Origin of the sequence: Glaciecola punicea ACAM 611, from assembly GCF_000252165.1 — a bacterium.
Lineage (GTDB): Bacteria > Pseudomonadota > Gammaproteobacteria > Enterobacterales > Alteromonadaceae > Glaciecola > Glaciecola punicea.
In genome coordinates, this window is the sequence record NZ_BAET01000031.1 from 119,260 (window position 1) to 139,711 (window position 20,452).

At 41.8% G+C, this 20,452-nt stretch carries 18 protein-coding genes; 9 read left to right on the plus strand and 9 right to left on the minus strand.

The window, feature by feature from the left end; translation table 11 throughout:
- Positions 1–72: 72 nt before the first annotated feature.
- Positions 73–933 (plus strand): archaetidylserine decarboxylase, encoded by an 861-nt coding sequence (asd, locus tag GPUN_RS12255; protein ID WP_006007254.1) that lies wholly within the window; start codon positions 73–75, stop codon positions 931–933.
- Positions 934–942: 9 nt separating this feature from the next.
- Complete coding sequence (locus GPUN_RS12260) at positions 943–1,833, plus strand: DMT family transporter (RefSeq protein WP_006007256.1); 891 nt, start codon at positions 943–945, stop codon at positions 1,831–1,833.
- An 18-nt stretch (positions 1,834–1,851) separates the two neighbouring features.
- Here GPUN_RS12260 and GPUN_RS12265 read toward each other — a convergent pair whose 3' ends face one another.
- From GPUN_RS12265 to typA, 3 genes are all read right to left on the minus strand, one after another.
- Positions 1,852–2,262, minus strand: coding sequence for a MerC domain-containing protein (locus tag GPUN_RS12265; RefSeq protein ID WP_040521109.1), 411 nt, complete (start codon positions 2,260–2,262; stop codon positions 1,852–1,854).
- 789 nt (positions 2,263–3,051) lie between these two features.
- Positions 3,052–4,176 carry a MalY/PatB family protein gene (locus GPUN_RS12270; RefSeq protein WP_006007264.1) on the minus strand — a complete coding sequence of 375 codons (1,125 nt, stop codon included), beginning with the start codon at positions 4,174–4,176 and terminating at the stop codon, positions 3,052–3,054.
- Positions 4,177–4,464: 288 nt separating this feature from the next.
- A complete protein-coding gene (gene typA / locus GPUN_RS12275; protein WP_006007268.1) occupies positions 4,465–6,288 on the minus strand; it encodes a translational GTPase TypA in 1,824 nt (607 codons plus the stop codon).
- Between the two features lie 492 nt (positions 6,289–6,780).
- Here typA and glnA point away from each other — a divergent pair, with 492 nt between their 5' ends.
- The 5 genes from glnA to GPUN_RS12300 all read left to right on the plus strand — a co-directional run bounded on the left by glnA (position 6,781) and on the right by GPUN_RS12300 (position 12,430).
- Positions 6,781–8,190, plus strand: coding sequence for a glutamate--ammonia ligase (glnA, locus tag GPUN_RS12280; RefSeq protein WP_006007269.1), 1,410 nt, complete (start codon positions 6,781–6,783; stop codon positions 8,188–8,190).
- Positions 8,191–8,408: 218 nt separating this feature from the next.
- On the plus strand, positions 8,409–8,861 hold the full coding sequence (locus GPUN_RS12285) for a DUF4124 domain-containing protein (RefSeq protein ID WP_141567297.1): 453 nt from the start codon (positions 8,409–8,411) through the stop codon (positions 8,859–8,861).
- A 142-nt stretch (positions 8,862–9,003) separates the two neighbouring features.
- A complete protein-coding gene (glnL, locus tag GPUN_RS12290) occupies positions 9,004–10,119 on the plus strand; it encodes a nitrogen regulation protein NR(II) (protein WP_006007273.1) in 1,116 nt (371 codons plus the stop codon).
- The gene (gene glnG, locus GPUN_RS12295) at positions 10,116–11,522 is read left to right on the plus strand and encodes a nitrogen regulation protein NR(I) (protein ID WP_006007275.1); all 1,407 of its coding nucleotides are present in this window, start codon (positions 10,116–10,118) and stop codon (positions 11,520–11,522) included. The genes glnL and glnG overlap by 4 nt, the downstream gene beginning before the upstream one ends.
- 104 nt (positions 11,523–11,626) lie before the next feature.
- On the plus strand, positions 11,627–12,430 hold the full coding sequence (locus GPUN_RS12300; protein ID WP_006007277.1) for a peptidylprolyl isomerase: 804 nt from the start codon (positions 11,627–11,629) through the stop codon (positions 12,428–12,430).
- 2 nt (positions 12,431–12,432) lie between these two features.
- On the opposite strand, the gene panP is transcribed toward GPUN_RS12300, so the two are convergent.
- The 4 genes from panP to GPUN_RS12320 form a co-directional block, all read right to left on the minus strand.
- Complete coding sequence (gene panP / locus GPUN_RS12305; protein WP_006007279.1) at positions 12,433–14,055, minus strand: pyridoxal-dependent aspartate 1-decarboxylase PanP; 1,623 nt, start codon at positions 14,053–14,055, stop codon at positions 12,433–12,435.
- 497 nt (positions 14,056–14,552) lie between these two features.
- Positions 14,553–15,305 carry a tRNA (guanine(46)-N(7))-methyltransferase TrmB gene (gene trmB / locus GPUN_RS12310; protein WP_006007284.1) on the minus strand — a complete coding sequence of 251 codons (753 nt, stop codon included), beginning with the start codon at positions 15,303–15,305 and terminating at the stop codon, positions 14,553–14,555.
- Between the two features lie 22 nt (positions 15,306–15,327).
- Positions 15,328–16,107, minus strand: coding sequence for an ABC transporter permease (locus tag GPUN_RS12315; RefSeq protein ID WP_006007286.1), 780 nt, complete (start codon positions 16,105–16,107; stop codon positions 15,328–15,330).
- Entirely contained in the window at positions 16,107–17,069 is a 963-nt protein-coding gene (locus tag GPUN_RS12320; RefSeq protein ID WP_006007288.1) for an ABC transporter ATP-binding protein, read from the minus strand. The genes GPUN_RS12315 and GPUN_RS12320 overlap by 1 nt, the downstream gene beginning before the upstream one ends.
- A 346-nt stretch (positions 17,070–17,415) precedes the next feature.
- Between GPUN_RS12320 and GPUN_RS12325 the strand changes: the two genes are divergently transcribed.
- The gene (locus GPUN_RS12325) at positions 17,416–17,892 is read left to right on the plus strand and encodes a hypothetical protein (protein WP_006007289.1); all 477 of its coding nucleotides are present in this window, start codon (positions 17,416–17,418) and stop codon (positions 17,890–17,892) included.
- Positions 17,893–17,921: 29 nt separating this feature from the next.
- Here the strand turns inward: GPUN_RS12325 and GPUN_RS12330 are convergent, their stop codons facing one another.
- Positions 17,922–18,992: a CNNM domain-containing protein gene (locus GPUN_RS12330; protein WP_006007291.1), complete on the minus strand. Its 1,071-nt coding sequence runs from the start codon at positions 18,990–18,992 to the stop codon at positions 17,922–17,924.
- Positions 18,993–19,569: 577 nt separating this feature from the next.
- Here GPUN_RS12330 and GPUN_RS12335 point away from each other — a divergent pair.
- Positions 19,570–20,007, plus strand: coding sequence for a DUF2721 domain-containing protein (locus tag GPUN_RS12335; RefSeq protein ID WP_006007295.1), 438 nt, complete (start codon positions 19,570–19,572; stop codon positions 20,005–20,007).
- A gap of 6 nt (positions 20,008–20,013) precedes the next feature.
- On the opposite strand, the gene GPUN_RS12340 is transcribed toward GPUN_RS12335, so the two are convergent.
- Positions 20,014–20,262 carry a DUF3297 family protein gene (locus tag GPUN_RS12340; protein ID WP_006007297.1) on the minus strand — a complete coding sequence of 83 codons (249 nt, stop codon included), beginning with the start codon at positions 20,260–20,262 and terminating at the stop codon, positions 20,014–20,016.
- Positions 20,263–20,452: the final 190 nt, after the last annotated feature.

Here is a 20,452-nt window from a genome sequence, read left to right on the forward strand (position 1 = left end):
AAGAGCTTGTAAACACTGCCTTAATTTACACCATGTTATACAATGTATAGCTTGAAAATCGGAGATAAATGAGTGATAGACTGGATTAAAGTACGCATACAATATATTTTGCCAAAGCATTTTCTGTCGCGTTTAATCGGCCAACTGGCCGCTGCTGAGGCAGGCGCAGTAACGCAATTTTGTATAAAGCGTTTTATTAAAGTGTATAATATCAATATGAAAGAAGCGCTGCATGAAGACCCTAGTGCTTATAAAAGTTTCAATGATTTTTTTACCCGCGCTCTCAAACGCGATGTTCGCCCAATAATTGAAGGCGACGATATTCTATGCCAACCGGTAGACGGTAACGTGAGTCAGTACGGCGATATAATTGGTGATAAAGTATTTCAAGCAAAAAGCCATTACTATAGCGTAACCACGCTGCTAGGAGGCAAGCCAGAAATAGCTGAGTGCTTTAAAGGCGGCAAGTTTGTCACTATTTACCTTGCACCAAAGGACTACCACAGAATTCATATGCCTATTGCAGGTAAACTTACTGATACCCTGCATGTGCCAGGAGAATTGTTTTCAGTTAATCCCTTAACCGCTCGGAACGTGCCGGGCTTGTTCGCCAGAAATGAACGAGTTGTTACCATTTTCGACACATCCGTGGGTAAAGTTGCGGTAGTATTAGTTGGTGCAACGGTAGTGGCCAGTATTGAAACTGCTTGGGCCGGCAATATTACCCCACCGGCGAGCAAATATGTGCAACATTGGCAGCATAGTCAAGACAATATCACCTTAGAAAAAGGCCAAGAAATGGGGCGCTTCAAATTGGGCTCCACTGTTGTACTATGCTTTGAGTCTGACAAGATTTCATTTAAAGATTTGTCAGCAGGTGATGTAACGCGTTTAGGTGAAGCGCTCGCAGTAAAATATAAGCAAAAGAAATAGGAAACATTCTTGAATCCTGTTAAGCGAAGCCTTATTAGTTTGCACTTTACCGTGATGCTACTAGGAGGCACCGCATTATTCTCAAAGCTCATTCCTCTTTCAGCCACTGATATTACGTTTGGACGATCCTTGTTTGGATTTATTGCGCTATTTATTGTGGTGAAACTTAGCGGAGAGTCGCTGAAATTAAATAATAAGAAAGATTATTTTGTTGGCATTGGTTTAGGCATAATAATGGCTGCGCATTGGGTTACTTATTTCGCTGCCATGCAATACGCCTCGGTCTCTGTCGGTATAATCGCACTGTTTACCTTCCCCGTTATTACCGTTTTAATTGGACCTGTATTTGAAAAAATAAGAATATCTTGGCAAGATATCGTTAGTGCACTAGTGGTATTAGTGGGCATTGGTTTTATTGTACCAAGCGCATCGCTAACTAACGATGTGACCTTAGGCGTGATTATTGGCGTGTTTTCGGCGTTTTTGTACGCTGTTCGAAACTTAAGCCACCGTAAATACTTCTCTCATTATTCTGGCTATAAGGCCATGGCCTATCAAATGATGGTGATTTGCCCATGCTTACTGTTTTTCGTGTCAGATGAATTTACCTCGATGAATACCAAAACAGCGCTAATGCTAATATTGCTAGGCACTGTCTTTACCGCACTTCCCCACACTATGGTTGCCAATGCCTTAAAGCATTTGCGCGCCAAAACGTTTTCGCTAGTGGCCTGCATGCAGCCCTTTTATGGTGTTGTATTTGCAATAGTATTATTGAATGAATCGCCCACTTGGCAAACGCTTGTAGGGGGCTTGTTAGTAATTTCAGCTGCAGTATACGAGACAGTGAACGCTCATAAAGAACAAAAAGCCTTGAAGGAACAGACGCCTAATAGTTAGTTATATTAGCAAGTCTCTTTAACAGGTTTCACACGTTTTACATTTTTTGCATAAACGTAAGTTGGTAACGTGAGCAATGATAATTAGTAATGCACCTACCGCTATTGTGACAGGCTCATATGCCTCGCCGAACATATGTTTATTCCAATAAATAAGTGCCCCTAAAACAAGCGAATAAATGGGATATAACTGACGGTGATATTGATAAAAACCAATAAATAATGCCGCAAAGCCAACCAGAATAGAGCCGCTTAAAATAACACGTTCAAACCAAGCGTCGGCTACAAAAGAACTGGCAATTAGTGGTGCTAAGGGAATAAGGATTGGCAATAACAAACAATGCAGTGCACAAAGACTCGCGAGCCACACGCCAAGCCGGTCTAGTTTGCCGTTGTTTTTCACAATAATAGTGGGGATATCACTCGACATGCGGGTGCCCGCAAGGCTGTTAGTCATATCCTGTGATTTTATGTCTACTATTTTCAATCGAATAAGCCTGTTGATAAGTCTAAAAGAAGATAAACAATAAAAAGTGAACTTAAGCTATTCAGCCGCTCTTATGATGTTATAGTATAACATTTAAGGCAGAAATGAAATAGTATTGCATTAATTTTTAAGTACTGACCTCCACATATTTGCCAAAAGTTGGTTTACCTTAGCAAGACTTAAGCATCGTTGCTGCTTCTTATTAGTCTCTTGCAAATATTCACTTACCGCAACGAGTCCTATATCACTAGGTAGGTTAGACAATGCCTGCTGTAAGAAGGTAAGCGTTACTGGATAAGGATGAGCAATTAGTAGAGTAGTGAGTGTGCGGCAATATCGAAAATGTAATATTTTTGGGTAGCGAAAGCGCATCAGCAGCCTATGCGCCTGTGTCATCTATTATAATGGCAAGCTGCATTTTTTTTGCTGCACTGGGGCAATGGGAGCAGCGCGCATTAAAATCTTTTCACTAATATGGCTTTCAGGCACAGTCAATATCAGCGCTGAAAAAGCTAGCGCTGTTTCTTCCAGTCTAGGTCTTCATCTTTAATAAAATAAAAAGGAGGTGCTGCCATTAACTGGTTAACGTGGGTTTAATTTAAATGCATATCGGTCTATCCACGCTTTTTTGACGCAAATCAGTGATAGAATTTAAGCACTGCTTGCCATGTTTATTGCCTCTACTTGATAAATGAAGCGCATGATAATTTTTTATCAAAAACGGCTACTGTATTATGCTTGCATACGCTTTATTATCTGCTGTAGATAATCATGAGAACAACCAAAATTTAAGCGGAAACAACTGCTGTCACCGAAGTCTTTGCCGGGCGATGGCCCTACACCCTTATCTTCTATCCACGTTTGTGTGTTATCTACACCTAAGTCGCCAGCGTTAATCCATAGCAAAAATGTAGCTTGAGGTGACACCGCACTTAAACCAGAAATTTCATTTACGGCCTTTACCAAATAATCTCGATTACTGCGCAGGTATGCCAACTGTTGCTTACGCCAGTCATCGCATTCATTGAATGCGGCTTCAACCGCAACTAAACCCAGCACATTTGGCCACGGCACAATCCCGCCCATAGCGTTAACGAAACGGGCTCTTACCTTTGCATTAGGAATAATGGCGAACGAGGTACCCAAGCCGGCTACATTAAAAGTTTTGCTAGCGGCCATCAGCGTAATTGAGCGCTCACTAATGGCGTCTACTGCGCCTGCCGGAATATGTGCAACATCATCTAAAATTAAATCGCAGTGGATTTCATCGCTGCACAATACAACCGAGTGCTCATTGCAAATTGCCGCGATTTTGTCTAACTCTTGTTTTTGTAAAACTGAGCCGACAGGATTCATAGGATTACACAGTAAAAACAATTTGCACTCAGGTTTTGCAGCCTGTTTGGCTAATTCATCAAGATCGAGCGTATAACGGTTATTGTCTAATATAGTGCCTATACACACTTGCTTTAGTCCATTTAAAGCAGGTGCTGCTAAAAGAGGCGGATAATTAGGAGTTTGCACCATAACCGAGTCGCCTGGCTGGCAGTAAGCTTTACACGCCATATTAAATGCAGGCACTACGCCTGGCGTCCACACAATCCAACTTGTTTCTATTTGCCAACCATATTGCGCAGCGCACCAATTAGCAATGGCTTCACTTGCAGGTGTATAGTGCTTAGGTAAGGTATAACCAAGCGCTGAGCCGGCAATACGTTTCGTTAAAGCCTCTGCTATTGGAGGTGCACAAGGGTATTCGGTGTCAGCAATCCAAGCCGGGAGTATGTCGCGCCCTTTGTACTTTTCCCACTTATACGCATAGGAGCCCTCTCGAGAAGGCGTATTGTCAAAATTCATAATTCGGTCTCAGTAAAATATAAAGTAGGCTAGCAGCCACTGTAAAAAATTTAATCAAAATTTAAGGTTACGCTAAATAGACCTAGATGATAAGCGCAAACAATAAAAAACAGCTTTTGATTAAAAAAAGATTAACTTACGGGTGGTGTATCAATGCAGCATTGTTTTATACGGCAGTGGTATTTTACAAGAAAGCGATGCATTGGGAGTGAGAAATAATAATGTTTGTTACTGCAAAAGATTCACGCGCAAGTGAGTGCTTGCGCGTGAATTGTGCTTATTAATATCCTATTTTTTAGCGGGGCGTGAGAAACGCTTGCGTTCGTTTTCGGTTAAAAGTTTTTTACGAATACGAGTGCTTACGGGTGTTACCTCAACTAACTCATCGTCATCAATAAACTCTAAAGCCTGTTCCAATGTGTACACAATTGGCGGCACTAATGTTTGCGCTTCGTCGGTACCTGATGCACGTACGTTAGTTAACTGCTTACCTTTAAGGGCGTTTACCGTTAAATCATTTTCGCGAGAATGGATACCAATTACCATACCTTCATACACTTCAACACCGTGACCAATAAACATGCGACCACGCTCTTGTAGGTTGAAGATAGCGTTAGTAAGCGCTTTGCCGGTCGCGTTGGCGATCAATACACCGTTTTTACGCGAACCAATGTTTCCGCCTTTGTGCGGGCCGTAATGATCAAAGGTGTGATACAACAAACCGGAGCCAGACGTCATTGTCATAAAGTCGGTTTGAAAACCAATTAAGCCACGGCTTGGAATAATAAAGTCTAGGCGTACGCGGCCTTTTCCGTCCATAGACATGTTCGCCATTTCCGCTTTACGTAGGCCAAGCTGTTCCATCATAGTTCCCTGATGTTTTTCTTCAACGTCAACCGTCAGAGTTTCGAATGGTTCAAGCAGTTTCCCGTTTTCTTCCTTAAGAATGACCTCAGGGCGAGAAACGGCTAACTCAAATCCTTCGCGACGCATATTTTCAATTAATATGCCTAAATGTAATTCACCACGTCCTGACACTCTAAATTTATCAGGGTCAGCGGTTTCTTCAACACGCAAAGCAACGTTGTGAATAAGTTCGGTTTGTAAACGCTCTAAAATGTTTCTTGAGGTAACGTACTTACCTTCTTTACCTGCAAACGGCGAAGTGTTTACTTGGAAGGTCATCGTAACGGTTGGTTCATCTACCGATAATGGTTTTAACGCTTCTACTTTGCTTATATCGCACACTGTGTCAGATATTTTAAGTTCGCCTAAGCCGGTAATAGCAACAATATCACCCGCCTCGCCTGACTCTACATCATAACGATCAAGACCTAAGTAGCCTAATACTTTGCTCACTTTAGCGTTACGTTTTTGGCCTTTTGCGTTAACTACGGTGACTTGCTGGTTAACTTTAACAACACCACGAGTAATACGACCTATGCCAATTACACCTACATAAGAGTTGTAGTCTAGCTGAGAAATTTGCATCTGCAGGGGCCCTTCCGGGTCAGCCACTGGCGGTGCTACCTTTGCAACAATGGTTTCAAACAAAGGTGTCATATCGTCGTGTTTAACGTCAGCTTCGTTTGATGCCCAGCCATTAAGAGCTGATGCGTAAACAACATCGAAATCGAGCTGCTCGTCAGTGGCACCTAAATTATCGAACAAATCAAAAACTTGATCTAAAACCCAATTAGGACGAGCGCCCGGTTTGTCTATTTTGTTGAGCACAACAATTGGCTTTAAGCCTTGAGCAAATGCTTTTTGGGTGACGAAGCGAGTTTGCGGCATAGGACCTTCTTGCGCATCTACTAGCAATAGAACGGAATCGGCCATCGACATGACGCGCTCTACTTCACCGCCAAAATCAGCGTGCCCTGGGGTATCGATTATATTAATGCGATAGCCATTCCAGTTTAGAGCGGTATTCTTAGCAAGTATTGTAATGCCGCGTTCTTTTTCAATATCGTTCGAGTCCATCACGCGCTCTTCAGCTATGCCACGACTTTCTAAAGTGCCTGATTGTTGCAGAAGCTTGTCTACCAGTGTAGTTTTACCATGGTCGACGTGCGCTATGATCGCGATATTGCGAATATTTATTACTGACATTACAGTTTCTCATTAGGGGCCGCAGACGCAATTTTGTGCGTATTCAGCTCATTGTGATAGTTAAGATGGGCGCGGATTGTACAGATTTATTGGGAAATAAGCGACAAACTTTGCGGTTTTATCATTAAATAATCATTTATAAGGTTTACGCCCCACCTTTGAGGCATACTATGAGCCACGGTATTGTGAATCGTTCAAGGTCTAGTGCACCTTAATTGTGCACTGGACGCATCACAAGCACTACAGTGGTGCATTTTATGCGCTGTAAGGCTAGGCGCGGCTCGCTACGACGCTGTTTTTACTGGTCTGTAGATAGTTTTAAAAATGGCACGTTTATCGCTTAACTTGTGATTTGTGCGCCATCAGTTAAATTGTGCAATTAGTCTCAAAGACTGTAATAATAAATAGATGTTTTACTCAGCATTGCAGTACTGGCAATAAAAGTGTGCCTGGTCTGCAAACTCACAATAGTCACGAAACGGGAGTACCTTTATGTCATATGAGTCAGTAATGGAACTGATCAAAGAAACCGAAGCAAAATTTATTGATTTACGCTTCACCGATACCAAAGGCAAAGAGCAGCATGTTTCGATTCCTTCGCATCAAGTTAACGAAGACTTCTTTGAGGAAGGCAAGATGTTCGACGGTTCATCTATTGCAGGTTGGAAAGGCATTAATGAATCTGACATGGTCCTTATGCCTGACCCGTCAACCGCGGTTTTGGACCCATTTGCTGAAGAAACTCAAATTAATATTCGCTGCGATATATTAGAGCCTACTACCATGCAGGGTTATTCACGCGATCCACGTTCTATAGCGCGTCGTGCCGAAGAATATTTAATCTCTACGGGTATTGGTGACAAAGTTTTAGTGGGACCTGAGCCCGAATTTTTTATGTTTGACGATATACGCTTTCATACTGATATGTCTGGTTCGTTCTTCAAAATAGACTCTGAAGAAGCAAAGTGGAACTCGGGCGCCGAATATGAAGGAGGCAACTTAGGACATCGCCCTGGCGTAAAGGGCGGCTACTTCCCGGTACCTCCAGTTGACTCAGGCCATGATATTCGCGCTGCTATGTGTATGGTTATGGAAGAAATGGGCTTAACCGTTGAAGCGCATCACCATGAAGTCGCCACTGCTGGACAAAACGAAATAGCCTGTTTGTTTAACACACTAGTAAAAAAAGCCGACGAAATTCAAATATATAAGTACGTTGTTCATAATGTTGCGCACGCCTATGACAAAACGGCTACTTTTATGCCGAAACCAATTGTGGGCGATAATGGCTCTGGCATGCATGTTCATATGTCAATTAGTAAAGATGGCAAAAATGTGTTTGCGGGTGACACCTACGCCGGCTTGTCTGAAGATTCACTTTTCTTCATCGGCGGCATTATTAACCATGCTCACGCCATTAATGCATTCACAAATGCATCAACTAACTCTTACAAGCGCTTAGTACCTGGATTCGAAGCCCCGGTTATGTTGGCCTATTCAGCCAGAAACCGCAGTGCATCTATTCGCATACCGTATGTAAACAGTGAAAGAGCACGTCGTATCGAAGTGCGCTTTCCTGACCCTACAGCTAACCCTTATTTGGCTTTCACAGCCCTACTAATGGCGGGTCTCGATGGTATTAAGAATAAATTACACCCAGGCGATGCAGCAGACAAAGATTTATACGATTTACCACCTGAAGAAGCGGCTAACATTCCGAAAGTAGCAGGTTCATTAGAAATTGCACTTGCCGCTTTAAATGAAGACAGAGCTTTCTTAACCGAAGGCGGTGTAATGTCTGACGAAATGATAGACGCTTACATCGCACTCAAATCTGAGGACGTACTAGCGATTAAACAGGCTGTACACCCACTCGAATTTGATATGTACTACAGCGTATAAAAAATCATCGGTAAAAGTGTTTATGAACTAAGCATTTATTCGTTGATATACGAAGCCTGCAACTGCAGGCTTTTTTTTTGAACGATATCACGTAATATAAGGCAGTAAAGCAATTAAATTAGAGACTACCTGTGAATAAATTAAGGTTTAGTATATTTTCTACTGCAATTTTCGCTGCGTCACTGTTCGTCACAAGCGTGTCACAGTCAGCGAATAGCATGAATCAACAAGTTTACAAAACCATTCATAGTGACGGTACGGTTACCATTTCTGATAAAGCCTCTAGCGATGCTGAAGCGATCGTGCTTAGTGCTCCAACGAGCACATTTGAGTCCAACGTCCCTGCGCTCAAACCGCTACTGCAAACTACACAAAAACTGAGTGTAAATTATAAGCTCAGCATATTAAGCCCCCAAAATGATGCGACTATTCGCAGCAACATAGGTGAATTGTCTATAGGCGCTTCTATTGATCCACGTATAGGCGGTTTTTATCAACTGCATATAAACGGTAAAGTACACGAGTCTGCTGCGGGCATGTTCGCGCTTCGCGATATGGAACGGGGCGCATATGAATATTCAGTAAAATTTATTAACAACTCAGGCAAGCTTATTGCATCAAGTGAAGCCAGGAGAGTATATTTACATCAAGCGTCAGCGTTAATTAACTAGTTTTTGTACATTTTATTTAATTAAGAGCTTTAGTACCCTTTTTAGACAACAAAGCGTCGCTGGTCTTGCTGTTTAAATACAGTTTGATGTTTGAATGCGCCATTACGGTGCGATGACTAATTAATTGCCCACGGAGCCACCCTTGATTGACGATCGTTATCACTACGAATTGTTATTAAATTCACTTAAAACAGCCCTCATTTTAGTCAATGATGAATTTGAAGTTAGTTTCGCTAATGAAGCTGCACTCAACTTACTTGAAACTGGTCTTAATCAAATAAGTGAACGTCCGCTAAGCGACTTTTTGGTGGACGACAGTGTCAATCAGCAGCAAATAATAAAAGCATTAGAAAACCAAGATGACTATCGTGAAACGGATGTTGTTATGTGCTTTAGAGATGGGCGCTGCACAACGGTTGATATCAATGCCAATATAATCACGGTAAACGGCCACATTATGGCCTTGTTAGAAATAAACCCTATTGACAAACAGCGAAAAATTAGCCAAGAATCTCAGCAATATGCACAGCAAGTGGCCGCTCGAGAACTTGTACGCGGGCTTGCTCACGAAGTTAAAAATCCCCTAGGGGGTATTCGAGGTGCAGCCCAATTATTGGAGAAAAAGCTATCTGGTGCTGATGACAGAGAGTTTACGCAAATGATCATTGACCAAGCAGATAGGTTGAGTAACTTAGTCGACAGGCTTCTAGGCCCCAATAGTTTGCCACACAAGCGCAAATTTAATTTGCATCAAGTGCTTGATAAAGTACAGTCGGTAATTATAAATGATCTAGCGTTTTCGATAGAGCTTCACCGAGATTATGATCCATCCATTCCTGAATTGTTTGCAGATCCTGATATGCTGCAGCAAGCCATATTGAATATTACTCGTAACGCTTCTCAAGCTCTGCAGGCTCAAGATAAAACCAAAGACTATCGGCCTAGAATTACCTTTAGAACAAGAATAGAACGTCAGTGCGTCATAAAAGGGGTAAGGCACCAATTGAGCGCAAAAATCAGCGTTATTGATAATGGCCCCGGTATACCAAAGAATTTAAAAGACACCCTTTTTTATCCCATGGTAAGCAGTAAACTTCACGGTAGCGGCCTTGGCTTGTCTATCGCTCAAACACTTATTGACCATCATAACGGTAAAATTGATGTGCAAAGTTTTCAGGGCTTTACAGAATTTAATTTATATATCCCTATAATAGATAAAAAAACATCGTTAAATCAACAAAAGGATAAACGTATATGAGTCGCTCGGTATGGATAGTCGATGACGATAGTTCCATTCGCTGGGTCTTAGAAAAGGCCTTTACTGCCGCGAATATAAACTGCCTGTCGTTTGACAACCCTGAAGATTTACTGCTACAAATTCAATCAGGTCAAGCCCCTATGGTAATTGTGTCAGACGTGCGCATGCCGCAAATGGACGGCATGCAATTATTAGAAGAAGTGCATAAACACTTTCCTGATCTTCCCTTTATTATTATGACCGCACATTCTGATTTAGACAGCGCTGTAAATGCATATCGCGGCGGCGCATTTGAATACTTACCTAAACCTTTTGATGTAGATGAAGCTGTCGCGCTTACGCAAAGAGCATTAGACAATGCAAACGATCATACCAGTGACACCAACTTTGAACCACAAGGCCCAGCTAAGGACATTATTGGCGGCGCACCTGCTATGCAGGAAGTATTCAGAGCCATTGGCCGACTATCACGCTCCTCTATTAGCGTATTAATTAATGGGCAATCAGGCACTGGTAAAGAACTCGTCGCGCAAGCCTTGCACAAACATAGCCCAAGAGCAAAACAAGCTTTTGTAGCCTTGAACATGGCCGCGATCCCCACAGAATTAGTTGAGTCAGAGCTATTTGGCCACGAAAAAGGCGCATTTACGGGAGCGCAAAACATGCGAACAGGCCGTTTTGAACAGGCTAATGGCGGCACCTTATTCTTAGATGAAATTGGTGACATGCCCATAGCGGTTCAAACACGATTGTTAAGAGTGTTAGCTGACGGTCAATTTTATCGTGTGGGAGGGCATAATCCAGTGATAGTAGATGTGAGAATTATTGCCGCTACTCACCAAAATTTAGAAGAAAACGTAGCCAACGGTAGTTTCCGCGAAGATTTATACCACCGTTTAAACGTCATTAAGATTCATATTCCAGCACTAAATCAACGTAGAGAAGATATTCCTTTGCTTGCCAAACATTTTTTGGCCAAAGCGGCTAAAGAGCTCGGCGTTGAAATGAAAAATCTAAGTGAACAAGCCGCGTATAAACTTACCGCGACTGAATGGCCGGGCAACGTTCGTCAACTAGAAAATACCTGCCGCTGGCTAACGGTGATGGCCAGCGGTCAAGAAATAAAGCCCAGCGACTTTCCACCAGAACTGTCGGTAGTTAAAGCGCTTGGGCAGAATGAGAAAAGTGAAAATGACTGGAGGATTTTACTGGCCAATTGGGCCGACGAGCAGCTGCTACAGGGCAAAAACGATATCCTCGACAGCGCCCTTTTACATTTTGAGCAAGTGCTGCTAACGCGTGCTTTGCATCACACTCAAGGACATAAGCAAGAAGCTGCTAAACGCCTTGGTTGGGGTCGCAACACCTTGAGCCGTAAGTTGAAAGAATTCAATATTAGCTGAGATAAATCGCGCAGATAATCATGCAGATAATCGCTAGTATTCGATAAATGAGTGCTATATGATCTCCAACCTAACATTCAACAATATCTTAAATGGAACCCATATTGAAAAATTCATCCCTTTTTAGCAGCATTTTCTTTTCGCTGGCTTGCTTACTCACGTCCTCTTATGCCAACGCAACGGTTGTAGAGATAAGAACTAACCTAGGTAATTTTGAAGTTAACTTATATGACAATGAGGCACCTGAGACAGTTGCAAACTTTTTGTCTTACGTAAGAGCAGGCGCTTATGCTAACAACACCGTTCACAGAAGTGTCGATGACTTTATTGTTCAAATGGGCGGGTTTCAATATGCCAGCAGCTTCCCCCCTGCGCCAATTGCAGTAGGTCTACCAGTTATAAACGAGCCGGTGTTATCCAATGTCCGCGGCACGCTTTCTATGGCGAAACTAGGTGGCAACGCAAACAGCGCAACGTCACAATTTTTTGTGAATCTATCTAATAATTCAGGACGCCCTTCTAATCTTGACACACAAAACGGTGGATTTACGGTTTTTGGGCAAGTACTTGACAACGGCATGCAGGTCGTAGACCAAATAGCCAGCTTGCAAACGTTCAATTTTGGAGGCCCTTTTAGCGAACTACCACTTAGCGGCTACAGCAGCACCGACGTTTCAAATAGTATTTTGCCAGACGAAGATAACCTAGTGATCATTGAGGATATTGTAATAAAAGATGGCACTGTACTAAGCAAACCGGGCTTAAACCCTGCTCGTAACACTTTGCTTAGCCCATCTTTACAACAGCCAGACAATAGTAGATCAGGCGGCGGAAGCTTAGGGATGTTGAGTATTTTGGGACTCGCGTTTTTAGCAAGTCGTAGGCGCATGCTAAGCATCAAAGATTAGACTCAGGCAATGCGCGATAATACCTGCTGACTCAACTGCTGCCAAATCTCATGAGCCTCTGCTAACGCGACCTGTTCGTTCAAAATATTAACGAGGTCCTGTTCTGTAGTTAGTGGGTTTGCCAACACTACTCTAAACACAGTTATTGCTGCACCTTGGTACTGCGGTGCTTCAATACGGGTACGCGATACAAACGATTTACCCGCTTCGCGCTGCTGTTTTTGTATAGAAACAGTGAGCTTGTCTAATTCACTGTTAATATCTTTTACTTGACTTGCCGATGCCTCGCCCATAGCAGACAAATGAGCCGGACGCAGCCTATATGTAAGCAAAGACAAAACAGGTTCAGTAACAAGCTCAAAGTGTTTATGCTGATTAATCAATCTAGCAAAAGTTTGTGCCAAACTAATTGCTTTATCAATAAGCAGTTGGTAACCATTTCGGCCCAAAATATGCAATGAGGAATAAACCGTTAAGGCCATTCCATTTCTAGACCCCTCAAGGGTCGTTGCGCCTAAATCTTTTGAGCCTTCGCGCAGTATGTATTGGGCGTGATGGCGCACCGCGTTCGCGTCGTGCGGATTTTTGAATAAAGCCATGCCGGCGCCCACAGGCACGTACATCTGTTTATGCGCGTCTATAGTAACAGAGTCAGAGCGCTCAATACCTTTTAAGATATGCTTGTGCGTATTTGAAAATAGCGTTGCACCGCCCCAAGCTGCATCTACATGAAACCACGTACCCAGTTCTTTAGCCACATCGGCTAGTTCATCGAGTGGATCTACATGGCCCGTTTCGGTGGTACCCGCAATACCCACAATTGCTAACAGCTTGTTACCTTGTGCTTGATATTGGGTACCTAACTTGAGCACACTTTCTGGCGATAAACGTAAATCGCTGTTATCGACCTTTAGCATGTTGTTACGACCAATACCTAATACGTCAACCGCTTTACCCAACGAATAATGCCCACGCTTGGAACATATAAGGCCCAGATTATTAATACTATGGTGCTTATAAGCGGCCATCAGACCCACTTTAGCCACCCCAGCAAAGTCTCTGCTTGGGCCCAACAGCTTATTTCGCGCAACCCAAAGCGCAGTAATGTTAGCAATAGTGCCGCCTGAGCAGAACGCGCCTAATGAATGCTTCGCACTGTGCAAATATTCGCCATAGAAGGCTTCATCGCAGTTGTACACCAAGTTGTGCATCATTCCCAGCGTTTGTCGTTCTAGCGGAGTAAACGCTTTAGATGTTTCAATTTTTACCAAGTTTTGGTTAAGACCCACTAAGAGCTTAGCCAAAGATAATTGAAAATAAGGTAGCGCCGAGGTCATATGGCCAATAAACGTAGGTGAATACGTGTTTACCGAGTGACTGACTAGTTTTTCTAACAGCAGCTCTGCGTGAGTCGAAACAAACTCAGGCTGATCTGGCACTAGGTGTGACATAAAATCTTGTTCAATTTCTTCTAAGGAGGTTTTTTTAGCCACCACATGGCGAGACAAAAAATCTGAAACATTGTCTGACAAATGACGCTCAATTTTAGCCAACGTAGAATCGTCATTTTCTGGCTTAGTAAACACTTTGAACAAATGCTCTAAGCTAACGTCTGCTTTTGACAAATCCAAAACCTCTAAGGTTTATGCAAATAGGGCGAAATATTACCCCATTAGCAATGCATTGACAATTTGTGTAATGCTTAAGTGGTAGATAAATTCACGAAGTGAATTTTGGTGTAGTATAAAACATCGCATTTAGCGCGTAAACAACTAAAGTTATAAGAGATTTTACGGATATCTAATATAAGCAGCAATAAATTAGGATTAAACATGCAAACAAAAACCGTGACAGATGCGTTCTCTATTGGGCAAATAATACCCAGTTAACGCAGCTTATGATTCAGATGAGCGAGGCCTATTGCTCTTGGAAAACGTCATAGCTAAAGGTGTTCATGCTGTTAAAATTAAAGGTACATTAATTACGTGCTTTGAGCAAACAATGGGAAAATAAGCGGCGATTAAAAGCACGCTGACACTCTGCCACAAAAGCGGATGTTATTTAATTGCTGAACATATTAAAGATGGCAACACATAACAAGCGGTATAAAGTTTAGACAGGGTTACTTTTTATCTCGCCCTGAGGAACGTATGACTAATTTAAAACAAGCTTGATTCGACTCCATGTATTTACGCTCAAACGGCGTATATGCTAGCGTACTGCCGTCAATGCTAATCTCACTTATATTGCCGCCTAGCCCATAATACTTAGCCCCCAGCAAACATTCCTCCAAATACAATCGCCAGTTCGAGCGCAGCTCAATGTTAGCAGACACGTTGACAATAACAGGAAATAAAGCTGAGCCATGCCAGCGCTTTCCAATTTGAGATTTCTTTGGATATGGATTCGGATACAAAATAAACTGCTTTGACACTTGCCATATTGGCTTATTTTCTTGTATGTATGTGGCTAGCAAACGCCAAAAGTCGTTTAAATCTGCCTGCAGCAGCAGATAGTTAGGGCCAACACTGTGGGTAGATTCACTACTCGTTTTATTTTTTTTAGCACTTAGTTGCAACGCATAGCTTTTGTGCTTGTCGAGTCGTACTATAGATTTGTCGACCCCAATAACTTTAGTATTTGGATACTGCGCCGCGATATTAATCGTGCTCTCACCAACCCCACAGCCTGCGTCTAATATAAGATCGCCGCTAAACGCGCCCAACCAAGCCAGCATATCGTTAAACGCCACGGCGGTGTGATGGGCAATTGGCCGCTGAAAATCGTTTAATTTGTGCCTCGCAAGTATTTTGTGTAACTCTTCATGCACCTGTGTTTGGTTAGTGCTTATACTACGAGCCTGTGAGGCCTTCATATTGATAGCTTCCGAGTGATTATTATGAGCGTATTCCCACGCCTTTTTTGAGTAATTGATAAGCCACACTCAGCAGCGCAATATTAAACACAATTAGCAAGCCAATAGCGGTCCAATGATTCACATCAGATACCCCTAAAAATCCATACCGAAAGCCATTTACCATATACACAATGGGATTAGCTTGACTAACCACTTGCCAAAAATCAGGCAGTAAAGTCAGAGAATAAAACACACCGCCCAAATACGTAAGCGGTGTTAATACAAAGGTGGGAATTACACTAATATCATCAAAATTTTTCGCATAAATACCGTTAATCAGCCCCGCGGTGGCGAATAGTATCGAGGTAAGTACTAAAGTAACCACTATCACAAAGAAGCTATGAATTTTTACATCCACAAAAAACATCGACACACAGGTCACAAGCACTCCTATTATAAGTGCTCTAGCAACACCTCCCCCTACAAAGCCCATAATAACCACCCACGTAGGCACGGGTGCCACAAGAAGCTCTTCAACGTTACGCTGAAACTTAGCACTGAAAAATGAGGACGACACGTTCGAATATGAACTGGTAATAACAGACATCATAATTAGGCCGGGCACAATAAATTCCATGTAGCTAAACCCGCCCATTTCACCAATTCGTTTACCAATCAAATTACCAAATATGACAAAATACAAAGACATTGTTATAGCTGGTGGTACCAAAGTTTGTATCCAAATGCGCAAAAAACGCGTGCATTCTTTAACCCAAATGGTTTTAAGCGCTACAAAATTACGATTAGCTGCTATGTTCATTACGTCGGTTCTCCTTTTGCTATCGGCTCTGTGCTTGGTGTATTGTTGGCCTTAACAAGTTTCACAAATAATTCTTCAAGACGGTTGGCCTTATTACGCATACTCATAACTTTTATTTTTCGCGCCGAAAACTCTTCAAAGACGACGTTTAGTCCACTGTCTTTAGGAACATCCACTTCAAGCGTCTGATCGTCTATAGCCCTGTGTTCAAATTCTGGAATGTTGATATTCTTTGCGCCAGAGGCTAAATCAAACACGAAAGTTTCGAGGTTTAAGGTTGACAGCAAGGTTTTCATACTGGTATTTTCAACAATCACACCATTGTCGATAATAGCGATATTTCTACACAGCATCTCAGCTTCTTCCAAATAATGGGTGGTCAAAATAATGGTGACACCCTGCTGGTTTATATCTTTTAAAAATGCCCACATTGAGCGGCGCACTTCAATATCAACGCCTGCGGTAGGTTCATCTAAAATGAGCATTTTAGGTTCATGCATCAGCGCTCTTGCTATCATTAGTCTGCGCTTCATCCCGCCCGATAATTCGCGCGCGTTAGCATTTCGTTTGTCCCAAAGTTCCAACTGCTTTAAGTATTTTTCTGCGCGTATTTTGGCTATTTTTCTGGGAACGCCGTAGTACCCTGCTTGATTGACTACAATTTGTAAAAGCGTTTCAAACTGATTGAAGTTAAATTCCTGCGGCACTAGTCCAATGCAGCTCTTAGCAGCAACTTCTTGAGTAACCGAGTCGTTCCCAAACACACTTATAGTGCCTGATGATTTGTTTACTAGTGAGCAAATAATACCGATGGTGGTAGATTTACCTGCGCCATTTGGGCCTAATAAAGCGAAGAAATCGCCCTGCTCAACTTGAAGGTTGATTCCTTTAAGCGCCTTAACGCCTCCTGCATATGTTTTTTCCAAGCCTTGAATATCAAGCGCTTTTTCAGTCGTAGACATGTGTACCTTTATTTGACGATAATGAAGAATATTTACAATCGGACGTATTATGTGACTTAGTCGCCCTGATGCATATTAACATTTTGTTGAGCGGTTGTAAGTAAGTGAAATGTGGCTTAAATGACTCAAAGAGTTATTAATTAGAAATCTAGTGGCAAACAGCATCATCCATCTCAGTGGTGCGCACCACGTTAAACGCTTGTTGCCTATTGATAAGGCACTTAAGTCAAAGTGGAAGACATAAACTATGCAACTCAAAACAAGATTACGATATACTTACTATCATGATAAGTAGCTCTGCATAAATTGTCGTCTATACTACTTTAAATAACTACGGAGATAATAAATGGATGATTCAAAATTTGTTGACCCCAGACTCGTGGCTCGAGAGGCTTTATTTCAAAATTTGCATGTTAGCATTTTTGAAACTATGGGATATGTCAGTGCTATTCAAGCTTGTGTTGAAAAGACAGGACATGATATTGACGCAAGTAACCCTGAGTTCGTTCAACTTCTCCGGGATTATGAGGTTACTAAAAATCTGTCAAATATTGAACAATCCGACCTCAAGCAACTTTTTGAAAAGACCGACGGCATTCTTAGGAGCAACAGCAGCGCATTAGCAAACCGCGCGCAGCTCTGTGCCGCGGCCACTAGCGCCTTAAATCACTGGCGCATTCTTTATGAAGTACCCGACGATTTACGAGACACTGATACCGTCACAAAAACATTAAAAATTAAACTTCAACAAACCATGTATACATGGGAATGTATAGTTGACGACTTGAGCGGTGTAAAACTCTATCCCAGAAACACTAATTAAACCTATGTAGTACGCTCAACGCTCATACTTTACTTTTTTGCTTTACTGTGGGTATTAAATTGCGCCACCATCTTTTTCTCGCGTCGTTTCCACATTATTTTAGCTAACTTTTTCATGCTCACCGTAGTGTCTCGCTCATCGACTATTTCAATGCCCAGCAGGCTTTCCAATAAGTCCTCAAGGGTTAAAATACCTTCCAAACCTCCGTATTCGTCTACCACTAACAGCATGTGCACACGCGAATTCAAGAAATGATCAAAGGTGGTTGAAAGCGGCATATCACCAAGCAAAGTTACCAAAGGCTTCGCATAATCAGATAAAGGCTTTTCCTTATCACCGGCCGCCATTGCCAGCAATATATCGGTACGCATTATATATCCGGTAATACTCTCACTTTCATTATTCTCGTAAACAGGCACCCGTGAAAACGCAATGTTCGAATGTTTTTCAACGAACTCGTTCACGAGCATCTTCTCAGGCAGCGAAAAAACCACGGTTCGGTGGGTCATTGCATCTTTTACTTTGCGTTCATGAAGCAGCAACAAATTTTGTAAAAATAGCGCTTCTTGTTCCGCCAATTGGCCTTCTTTTTCAGATAATTCAGCCATTGCCAGTAGTTCACTTCTACTCAAGCCTTTTAAGGGGCTTTCTTCTGTAAATCCACTGGTCAATTTTTGAGACATCAACACAAATGGATAAAGCGCTATAATGAGATATTTAAGGAAAAAAGCCGTTCCAGGTGCAAGTTTCCTCCAATATACCGCGCCTAATGTTTTGGGAATGATTTCAGAAAACACAAGAATTAGCAGTGTGAGGACCGCCGAGATAACACCAATATAAGCGTCGCCAAATACTTTTGCAGCTTGAGCGCCAGCGCCAGCAGCGCCCATGGTATGAGCGACCGTGTTTAAGGTAAGAATTGCAGAAAGCGGCTTATTGATATTAGTTGTTAATTTGTTTAACAACTTGCCCGATGGTTTGTCGTCTTTTTCCAACAACGAAATATAAGCTTGAGATACGCTGAGAATAACGGCTTCTGCAACAGAGCATATAAAAGAAAAAAATAAGGCGATTAGTACATAGATGGCTAATACTAGCATAATATAAAAAACAAATTCTCTAACGGTAGTAGCTACTAGCTTACCACTTTTTCAAACCATGGGCGGCTTATTATTGCGACCTACACATGAAAATAAAAATATAAGCTATGACTAAAGCGCTCAAGGTAATCACATCATACCTAAGCTTAAGATTTACACCAAACGTTTGCAGGCTAAAAAAAATAAGCCAACACTAATAGGTAAATAGCTATTAAAATCATTACTAAAGTACGAAAAAAAACTTGAAATAAGTTCACGTCAATGTTCCAAGAATACAATAGCAATCTCTTGTTTTTGTTTCCTTTATACTGCTGTTATTGTTATTGCTTTTACACATATTAGAATTATGAGTATAGCGAAGTTTCAAAATATACAGAATATTTTAGATTAGCAAGACCTAACTATCTTTATCAATTATTTTCTGTTTAAAAATATTGGTTCTATTAATAAAAATGCTTAAGTTGACCAAATACGCACTAAGCTTGTATGCTTTGTAAACATAGCAATGGCATTTATACTCAGTATCGAACTGATGCCCTGTTAATTCTTCAACATTCAATATTAGGAGCATTGCATTTTGCAAGAACCAGTGAGCGCTATATTACTAATACAGCAAGCACTTACACCTGTTTTTTTAATTGTAGGCATAGGTACATTATTAAACTCGTTAACGAGTCGTTTAGCAAGAATAGTAGATAGGGTAAGGTGGTTTGATTTGCCCGAGGCCGCGAACTACCAGCACAAGCGCGTAAAAGAATTAAAAGCGCTTTCACGCAGAATGAAATGGGCTAATTGGTCGATAAACTTGCTATGTGGCGCGGCGGTACTGGTGTGTATTAACATATTTTTGCTGGTAATTCAGGGCTACTTTGCCACCGTCATTACAGGCTGGATTGTCGGCAGTTTTATTGCAACCCTAGCGCTTCTCGCGCTAGGGTTAATATGTTTTTTTATAGAAGTGAGCATAGCTACAAGCTCATTGAGAGTGTCGGAATCTTTGATTGAGGACGAGTGAATATAATCACTTATAAAAGGCTTCAACGCTTCCTTTTCGCGACATTAGCAGCGGTTGACCTCGGCGATCTAAGGATTTGGGAGACGGTATTTTCACCCAACCTTGGCTTATACAATATTCTTCAACGTTGGTAAGTTCTTTGCTGTTTAAGCGAATACCAATGTTATGTTCGAAAATTTCTGCAATGTAAAATGGACTGCGAGAATTACTTGAAAGGCGATCTGGTAACGCTGGTGGTGCCGTGTTGTCAGTCATATTAGGGACCCAAATTGTATAATGATCCCTCATTATAGACTGAGTGTTTAGAAATGACCAAACAGAAAATAAGGTGTTTGAACCGAATTCCCCCCGCTGTCATACTTGTTGTCGTCTTAGCTAATTCCTGTGATAAATACTTGACACAAAAAAGCCGCTAATATAGCGGCTTTTTTATTTCAGAGTAGTT

Excerpts from the sequence above, each read along its gene's own strand:
- GPUN_RS12265 (WP_040521109.1), bottom strand. The coding sequence starts at position 2,262 with ATGTCGAGTGATATCCCCACTATTATTGTGAAAAACAACGGCAAACTA.
- GPUN_RS12270 (WP_006007264.1), bottom strand. The coding sequence starts at position 4,176 with ATGAATTTTGACAATACGCCTTCTCGAGAGGGCTCCTATGCGTATAAG.
- typA (WP_006007268.1), bottom strand. The coding sequence starts at position 6,288 with ATGTCAGTAATAAATATTCGCAATATCGCGATCATAGCGCACGTCGAC.
- glnA (WP_006007269.1), top strand. The coding sequence starts at position 6,781 with ATGTCATATGAGTCAGTAATGGAACTGATCAAAGAAACCGAAGCAAAA.
- GPUN_RS12285 (WP_141567297.1), top strand. The coding sequence starts at position 8,409 with ATGAATCAACAAGTTTACAAAACCATTCATAGTGACGGTACGGTTACC.
- glnG (WP_006007275.1), top strand. The coding sequence starts at position 10,116 with ATGAGTCGCTCGGTATGGATAGTCGATGACGATAGTTCCATTCGCTGG.
- trmB (WP_006007284.1), bottom strand. The coding sequence starts at position 15,305 with ATGAAGGCCTCACAGGCTCGTAGTATAAGCACTAACCAAACACAGGTG.
- GPUN_RS12315 (WP_006007286.1), bottom strand. The coding sequence starts at position 16,107 with ATGAACATAGCAGCTAATCGTAATTTTGTAGCGCTTAAAACCATTTGG.
- GPUN_RS12320 (WP_006007288.1), bottom strand. The coding sequence starts at position 17,069 with ATGTCTACGACTGAAAAAGCGCTTGATATTCAAGGCTTGGAAAAAACA.
- GPUN_RS12325 (WP_006007289.1), top strand. The coding sequence starts at position 17,416 with ATGGATGATTCAAAATTTGTTGACCCCAGACTCGTGGCTCGAGAGGCT.
- GPUN_RS12330 (WP_006007291.1), bottom strand. The coding sequence starts at position 18,992 with ATGCTAGTATTAGCCATCTATGTACTAATCGCCTTATTTTTTTCTTTT.
- GPUN_RS12340 (WP_006007297.1), bottom strand. The coding sequence starts at position 20,262 with ATGACTGACAACACGGCACCACCAGCGTTACCAGATCGCCTTTCAAGT.